Source organism: Rathayibacter rhapontici (assembly GCF_001995175.1).
Classification (GTDB): domain Bacteria; phylum Actinomycetota; class Actinomycetes; order Actinomycetales; family Microbacteriaceae; genus Rathayibacter.
The window spans coordinates 110,948-118,344 of sequence record NZ_MUKN01000003.1; the positions used below are offsets into that span (position 1 = coordinate 110,948).

Here is a 7,397-nt window from a genome sequence, read left to right on the forward strand (position 1 = left end):
CACGAGGACCAGCGCCAGGCCGAGGCCGCGCAGCGCCGCGGTCACGTTACGGCGCGCGGCAAGAGGATCCGAGGTCGCGGGCACGGAGGAGAGGCTACGTCGCCGCACCGGCTCCGGGCCGGGCCCGCGCCGCGCGACGTGTCGGCGGACTCCGAGGCGCTCGCTAGAGAGCGCCTCGGACGGGAGGGCATGCTGGAGGGATGACCGACGCCTCCGCACCCGCCTCCCCGTCCGCGAGCCCCGCCGCCGCCCGTCCCCGGGGCGAGCGCCCCGTGCGCACGCAGCACGTGCTGACCGTGCTGCGGACCGAGCGGTTCGGCGACCATCTCGCGCGCGTGCACCTCGGCGGTCCGGGGTTCGACGCGTTCGCGGCGGAGGCGGATCCCGCGGCTCTCGCGACCACCGACAAGTACGTGAAGCTGCTGCTGCCCCGCGCCGGCGTCGACGTCGAGCCGCCGTACGACCTCGACGCGCTGCGGGCGACCCTCGCCCCCGAGGACCTGCCGGTGCGCCGGACCTACACGATCCGCTCCGTCGACCCGTCGAACCGCAGCCTCGCGATCGACTTCGTCCTGCACGGCGACGACGGAGTGGCGGGGCCGTGGGCCGCGTCGGCCGTCCCCGGCGACCGCATCGCCTTCAACGGCCCGGGCGGCGCGTGGTCGCCGAGCACCGAGCCGGAGGCGTTCCACCTGCTGCTCGGCGACGACTCCGCTCTGCCGGCGATCGCCGCGGCGCTGGAGTCGATGCCCGCGCACGCGCGCGGACTCGCGCTGATCGAGGTGCACGGCGCCGAGGACGAGCAGCCGCTCGCGGCACCCGACGGCGTCGAGGTCCGCTGGCTGCACCGGGGCGAGCTGGCCGCCGGTCGCGCGCTGGTCGCCGCCGTCCGCGCCGAGCCGCGGCGGCCGGGGTGCTCGACGTCTTCGCGCACGGCGAGCGCGGGGCGATGAAGGAGCTGCGCGCCCTCCTGCAGGACGACTGGGGCCTCGAGCGCCGCGCCCTGTCGCTGTCGGCGTACTGGGCGCTCGGCCGCGCAGAGGACCGCTTCCAGGCCGAGAAGCGCGAGCCGGTCGGCGAGATCTTCGCCGACTGATCCGCGCGCCGACCGGCCTCACCTCCGGCTCGCGGATCCGCGATCGGCTCGCGGGATCTGCGGATTCCTGCGAGCCGAACGCGTTCCTGCGAGCCGGACGTGGTCCTGCGAGCCGGAGGTCGCCCGGGAGGGTGCGTCAGACCAGGCGCCGCCCGCTGAACCGGTCGATCGACGCGTCGCGCGCCATCGCCCGCTCGTACATGCGGTGGAACGGCGCGGTGAGTACGCCGTTCGTGCGGTCGAGCGAGTCCTGCCGCGCGACGATCTCGCCCAGCTGCGCCGCCAGATCCGCCCGCAGCGCCTTCTCGTCGACGGTCGTCGACTCGCCGCCCGCCACGACGACCCGGCCCGCCACGATCACCGTGTCGATCGAGGAGCCGTTCTCGGAGTAGACCAGCTGGTTCTCGAGCCGCTGGCGCGGGGTGAAGTTCAGCGTCTCGAGATCGAACAGCACGAGGTCGGCCTGCTTGCCGACCTCGATGCTGCCGGTGACGTGGTCGAGCACCGCGCTGCGGGCGCCGCCGATCGTGCCGGCCGTGAGCACCTCCGCCACGGTCGGCCACGACGCGAGGTCGGGGTCGGTCACCTTGTGGAGCAGGGCCGCGGCCTTGATGACGTCGAGCATCCGCGGGGAGTCGCTGCTCGAGCAGCCGTCGGTGCCCAGCCCCAGGTTCACTCCGGCGTCGTGCAGCGCCCGCCACGGCGCGATGCCCGAGCCGAGCTTGAGGTTCGAGAGCGGGTTGTGCGAGATCGACGTGCCGGCGGCCGCGACCCGGTCCATGTCGGAGTCGGTGAGCCAGATGCCGTGCGCGAACGTGGTGTTCCGCGAGAGCGCGCCGATCCGCTCCATGTACTCGACGAGGGTGCCCCCGTACGACTCCTGCCCGGTGACCAGCTGGGTCTTCGTCTCGAGGACGTGGATGTGGCACTCCGCGCCGTGCTCGAGCGCGAGCTCGGTCGCTCCGACCAGCAGCTCGGGCGCCACCCGCTGGGGAGCGGAGGGGGCGACCATGTAGCGCAGCCGCCCGCCGCCGCGTCCGTGCTGCGTCGCGAACGCTCGCGGCTGAACGCGAGGTACCCCTCGGTGGTCGGACGCGAGGCCGCCCGCGCCGACTCGAGGACGTCCGCCGGCAGCAGCTCCTCGAGGAACGGCATCGTCTCGAAGAACGGCTTGCTGATCACGTGCCCCGAGATGTTCGCGCGGATCCCGATCTCGTCGTAGGCGTCGAACACGGCGGCCAGCTGCGCGGCGTCCTGATCCGGGTTCTCGAGCACGTCGTCGACCAGCGTCGTCACGCCCGCCTTGAGCGATTCGAGCGCGAACAGCGACGAGCGCAGCCGCACCAGGCCCGGCGCGACCCGGCTGTCGCCGAGGATCGGGTACGAGAGCAGCATCCACAGCTCGAGCGGCAGGTTGTCGTAGCGCCCCTTGTAGAGGTACTCCCACGAGTGGGTGTGCGCGTTGACGAAGCCGGGGGTGACGAGGCGGTCGCGGCCGTCGATCACCTCGTCGCCCGGCTCCACGGCGAGCCCCGGGCCGATCGCCACGATCACGTCGTCGACGATCCGGATGCTCGCCGTGATCGGCACGGCGCCCGAGACCGGGTCCATGGTGATGACGGAGGCGTCGGTGATGAGCAGCGGCATGGCGGTTCCGATCGTGGTTCGAGGTGCGGTGGAGCGTCTGGAGCAGGTGGTGCGGGCGGTACGGCGGGGTGAGGAGGAGAGCGGAGTGACGGGGCCGGCTACCCCAGGACCGGCTCGGCCGCCCGCGGCGCCGGCTCCAGGGCCTCGCGCCTCTCGACCCAGGTCACCGCGTCGCGGCGTCCGAGCAGGAGGTAGGCGAGTCCGGCCGAGACCGCGCCGGCCAGCCACGAGACGTCGATGCCGCCGAGGGCCGTCGAGGCCGGTCCCTGCAGGGCAGGGACGGAGCCGTTCATGAACATCCAGGTCAGCGTCGCGCCGATCGCGAACGAGAGCAGGGCGCGCCAGCGCACGTCCGGGAGCAGCGGCGAGCCGACCGGGGCGAAGAGGTGGCCGAAGGAGCGCACGCGCTTCTCGAAGACCGCGTAGTGCACGAGCACGATCGCGCCCCACGGAGCCACCCAGCCGACGAGTCCGACCAGCCACGCGTCGAGCGTGGTCGCGAGGTCGTCCTGGTAGACGAAGAAGACCGCGGCGGCGAAGGCCAGGACGCCGACGATGAGGCTGAGGGTGCGGCGTCCGAGCCGCACGTCGAGCGCCTGCGTCGCCATGCTGAACGAGTAGATGTTGAGCACGTTCGTCGCGATGGGGCCGTGCACGACCAGGAGCAGCACCGGGATCGCCAGGGCGCCGAAGTTGTCGACGATGAGCTCGCCGGGGTCGACGCCGCCGTTCTTCGTCGCGAGGGTCGCGCCGAGGAGGCCCAGCCAGACGACCGGGATGAACTGGCCCAGGACGCTCGCGAAGTACAGCTTGGGGCGCGAGGCGCGCGGGCTGACGAAGCGGGCGTAGTCGCCGGCGTAGGCGAGCCAGGTGAGGCCCCAGCCGATGCCGATCGCGGTCATCACGATGGACATCGCGGCCAGGCGCTCGCCGCCGGTGAGGGCGCCCTCGGCGGGGCCGGCGTAGGACCAGTCGATGTCGAGGAAGAACCAGGCGACGACCGACATCAGCGCGAGGACGATCAAGGTCGGCGGCACGGTCCAGCGCTCGAACGCGGCGATCGCGCGGTAGCCCAGGAACGAGATGCCGACCTGGATCGCCATGATCACGGCCGCGACGGCGATCTTCCAGCCGACGTTCGACTCCTCCGGATCGACGAGGCCGACCGAGCCGAGCAGCGCGATGACGAGGTCGAGCACGATCCAGGTGTTGATGGCGCACCATCCGATCACCACGACCGCCTGCACCGCCGCGGGGGCGTAGTTGCCGCGGCGCCCGAAGACCGCCCGGCCGATCAGCATGCCCGTCGCCCCGGTGCGCTGCCCCAGCAGCACGAAGAAGCCGAAGACGGCCATGCCGACCACGTTGCCCAGCACCAGGACGGTGACCGTGTCCCAGAGGCCCAGGCCCATGTTCACGCCGAGGGCGCCGAGGACCCAGTTGATCGGGGCGATGTTCGCGCCGGCCCAGATCCAGAACTGGCCGTCGAGCCGGGCGGTGCGACGGGAGTCGGGGAGGGGCGCGAGCGCCTCCTCGGAATCGGCGGTGCCGTGCAGGGCGTCGGTGCTCATGGCGGATCCTCTCGGGACGAGGTGGAGCGGAGGGAGGTGCGGGGGCGCCGGGCGGACGTGGTGCGGGAGGTCCTCGACCGGCGGTGAGGCCACTCTGCTCCGGACCGGTTTCGCGCGACGCGCCCCCGTGTAAATTCGCCGTGACGCGAGAGGACGTTCTGTATGGCCTACCTGCTCCTGGACGCCCTCCGCGATCCGCTGCTCTCGGCCGCTCTCCCCGTCGTCGCGGCCGGAGGCGCCGAGGCGCCGCGCGCGATGATCCGCTGGGCGCACGCGAGCGAGCAGCTCGACGTCGGACCGCTGCTCCTGGGCGGCGAGCTGCTGCTGATGGAGGGCGTGCACCTGGCGTCGGACCAGGATCCCGCCGAGTGCCGCCGCTACGTGGAATCCCTGGTCGCGGCCGGGGTCGGCGCCCTGGCGGTCGAGCTGTCGCCGCGCCTGCCCGCGGTGCCCGCGCCGCTCGTCGAGGCCGCCGACCGGCTCGGGCTCCCCGTGCTCTCGCTCGCGAAGCGGATCCCGTTCGTGCAGGTGTGCGAGAGCATCAACACCCGGCTCACCGAGCAGAAGTTCCGGAGTCTGCGGCTGGCGGACAGACTGTCCGGTCGCCTCGGCGAGGCGGCGGCCGCGGAGGCGACGGTGGAGGAGCTGCTGCAGGTCGTGGCGTCCGAGACGGGCGCGAGCGCCTCCCTCGTGTCGGCGACGGGCGAGCCGATCGCGCGGGCCGATCCGGGCGGCGGCATCGACACGGGCAGGACCGCGGGCGCCTTCTCGGGGGTGCTCCGCGCCGGCGACTCCCTGCTCGGGACCCTGTACCTCCGCGCGCACGCCGACGCCGACGTGCACTCGGTCGCGGTGGCGCTGGACCGCGCGCCCGACGTGCTCGCGATCGCGGTCCTGCGGAACCGGCCGCCGTCGGTCGACGAGCGGCTCGCGGCTCAGCTCGTGGCGGTGCTCGGCTCGGCGCAGGCGCCCAGCACGCTCGACCTGCAGGTCGACGCGTTCCTCGAGCGGCTCGGTGCGGGCGGTCGCGAGCGCTACCTGGGGGTCTCGGCCGAGGTGGAGCACGACGAGCGGGTGCTGCGGGAGGTCCGCGGAGCCCTGCGCGCGGTGGGCGAGTCGGAGCCGGTGGTCAGCGTGGTCGGCACGGAGGTCCTGGCGCTGCTCGCGTTCTCGACGGCGGCGGCCATGGAGCGGGCGCGCGCCGAGCTGCTCGTCCGAGCAGCCGGGATGCGGTCCGGCCAGGTGTGCGTCGGGAGCGGCATCGGCGATCAGCGCTCGCTCCAGCGGGAGCTCGCGGAGGTCAGAGGGGTGCGCGAGTGGGCCCGGCCCGGCCCCGTGATCGACGCGCGCCAGCACCGGCTCGAGCGCTTCGCCAGCGCCCTGCGCGAGGCGCACGAGGCCGACGACTTCGTCGAGGACCTGCTCGGACCGCTCCTGGCGCAGCGACCGGACCTTCTGCCGACGCTCGAGACGTACGCCTCCCTGTGGGGCGGGAAGACCGCCACCGCGGCGGCGCTGGGCATCGGGCGGCAGACCCTCTACGACCGCCTCGAGCGGATCGAGGACCTCCTCGGCCCGCTCGACGCGTCGCCCGCGCGCACCCGGGCGATCATGACCGCCGTCTTCCTCCGGGGCGCCCGGGCGGCACTGCCGCGCTGACGGGGGCCGCGCCGATCGGAGCGACGCGGCCCGGATCGACGCGGCTGCGCGTCACTCCTCCTCGTCGACGATCTCCGTGTCGGTCTCGTCGGCGCGCTCGCGCAGGGCGTCGGCCATGGCTCCTGCGCCCTCGGCTCCGTGGTCGTGGTCGACCTGCTCGACGAGGCCGCTGAGCTTCTCGTCGTTGGTCGCGTCGTCGCTGCCGGCCATGACCGGCTGGTTCTGCTCGTTCTCGCTCATCAGTGGCCTCTCTCGTCGCGTCCTGCGGATCGGGGCGCGGGAGTCCGACGCTACGACTCCGGGTCGCTCGGCGCCCGTCCTTGACCAGCGGACGAGGGCGTGGGAGGGCGTCCGCGCCCCCCTCCTCGGCGCGCGGTCGGGGGCGGTCTGAGTCCCCAGTTCGGGTGGGGATGCACTCCTGCTAGGCTCCGATCCGTCTCGCACTACGCATGGTTGCTCGTGAACCCTGTGGTGACCGCCCCCTCACCATCGGCTCCCCCCGACCGGAAGCAAAGGAACGCCGTGGCGTCGTATCTGTTCGTCTGCTCCGGCGGCGGCCACCTGTCGGAACTCCACACGCTGGCCGAGCAGCTCCGGATCCCGGTCGAGGAGCAGTTCTGGGCGACCCCCGAGGGCGGACTGAGCCGCAGCCTCCTGGCGGGGCGCGAGGTCGCAGCACTGCACGAGGCCCCGCCGCGGGCGGTCGTCCCTCTCCTGCGCAACGCCCTCCTCGGCTGGCGCCTGCTGCGCCGCCGCCGGTTCGACGCGGTCTTCAGCACCGGGGCGAGCCCCGCGCTCTCGATCCTCCCGCTCGCCGCGTGGCGGGGGATCCCCGCCCACTACATCGAGAGCGCCGCCCGCGTCGACGGCCCCTCCTTCTCGGGTCGGATCCTCGCCAAGCTCCCCGGTGTCGCGACCTACACCCAGTACCGCTCCTGGGCCGATGCGCGTTGGCGCTTCGGCGGGGCGATCTTCGAGAACTACCACGTCGAGGAGGTGCCGCCGCAGCCGATCCGTCGTGCGGTCGTCTCGGTGGGCACGCAGGACGGGTACCCCTTCTCGCGCTTCTTCGAGGCCGTGGTGCCGCTGCTCGACGGCGTCGAGGTCCTCTGGCAGACGGGCATGACCGACGTCTCCGGCCTCGGCATCGAGGGGCGGCCCTCCGTCCCGCACGGCGAGCTCGTGGCGGCGATGGCCGAGGCGACGTCGTGATCGCGCACGGGGGAGTGGGCACCGCGCTCAGCGCCATCGAGCGCGGCCGCGTGCCGATCCTCGTCCCGCGCCGGCTCGCGCACGGCGAGCACGTCGACGACCACCAGGTCCAGATCGCGGCGCGGCTCGCGGAGTCGGGCCTGGCGGTGCACGCGGAGGCGGGCGAGCTGACCCGCGAGGTCCTCGAGCGCGCGGCGAGCCGCCGGGTGGTC

General features: G+C 73.6%; 7 protein-coding genes and 2 pseudogenes. 5 read left to right on the top strand and 4 right to left on the bottom strand.

All coding sequences use genetic code 11. The features are described 5' to 3' along the window. The first annotated feature begins 200 nt into the window (after positions 1–200). Together B0T42_RS01960 and B0T42_RS22545 are read left to right on the top strand one after the other, a co-directional pair. Positions 201–953: a siderophore-interacting protein gene (locus B0T42_RS01960; protein WP_446737345.1), complete on the top strand. Its 753-nt coding sequence runs from the start codon at positions 201–203 to the stop codon at positions 951–953. Further along, entirely contained in the window at positions 914–1,096 is a 183-nt protein-coding gene (locus tag B0T42_RS22545) for an SIP domain-containing protein (RefSeq protein WP_446737346.1), read from the top strand. The genes B0T42_RS01960 and B0T42_RS22545 overlap by 40 nt, the downstream gene beginning before the upstream one ends. Positions 1,097–1,232: 136 nt before the next feature. Here the strand turns inward: B0T42_RS22545 and B0T42_RS21845 are convergent, their stop codons facing one another. The 3 genes and pseudogenes from B0T42_RS21845 to B0T42_RS01970 form a co-directional block, all read right to left on the bottom strand. After that, positions 1,233–2,108, bottom strand: a complete 876-nt coding sequence (locus B0T42_RS21845) for an amidohydrolase family protein (RefSeq protein ID WP_269087484.1) — start codon at positions 2,106–2,108, stop codon at positions 1,233–1,235. 173 nt (positions 2,109–2,281) lie between these two features. Next, a pseudogene (locus B0T42_RS21850) lies at positions 2,282–2,743 on the bottom strand (amidohydrolase family protein); the annotation flags it as partial. A gap of 98 nt (positions 2,744–2,841) precedes the next feature. After that, positions 2,842–4,314: a purine-cytosine permease family protein gene (locus tag B0T42_RS01970; RefSeq protein ID WP_077221735.1), complete on the bottom strand. Its 1,473-nt coding sequence runs from the start codon at positions 4,312–4,314 to the stop codon at positions 2,842–2,844. Positions 4,315–4,476: 162 nt separating this feature from the next. Here B0T42_RS01970 and B0T42_RS01975 point away from each other — a divergent pair, with 162 nt between their 5' ends. Beyond that, positions 4,477–5,973: a helix-turn-helix domain-containing protein gene (locus tag B0T42_RS01975; protein WP_077221736.1), complete on the top strand. Its 1,497-nt coding sequence runs from the start codon at positions 4,477–4,479 to the stop codon at positions 5,971–5,973. Between the two features lie 51 nt (positions 5,974–6,024). Here B0T42_RS01975 and B0T42_RS01980 read toward each other — a convergent pair whose 3' ends face one another. Further along, a complete protein-coding gene (locus tag B0T42_RS01980) occupies positions 6,025–6,213 on the bottom strand; it encodes a hypothetical protein (RefSeq protein ID WP_077221737.1) in 189 nt (62 codons plus the stop codon). 282 nt (positions 6,214–6,495) lie between these two features. On the opposite strand from B0T42_RS01980, the gene B0T42_RS01985 reads away from it, so the two are divergent. Both B0T42_RS01985 and B0T42_RS19845 read left to right on the top strand, forming a co-directional pair. Continuing rightward, positions 6,496–7,185 (top strand): hypothetical protein, encoded by a 690-nt coding sequence (locus B0T42_RS01985; protein WP_077221738.1) that lies wholly within the window; start codon positions 6,496–6,498, stop codon positions 7,183–7,185. Then, a pseudogene (locus tag B0T42_RS19845) lies at positions 7,182–7,397 on the top strand (glycosyltransferase); the annotation flags it as partial. The gene B0T42_RS01985 and the pseudogene B0T42_RS19845, both read left to right, overlap by 4 nt.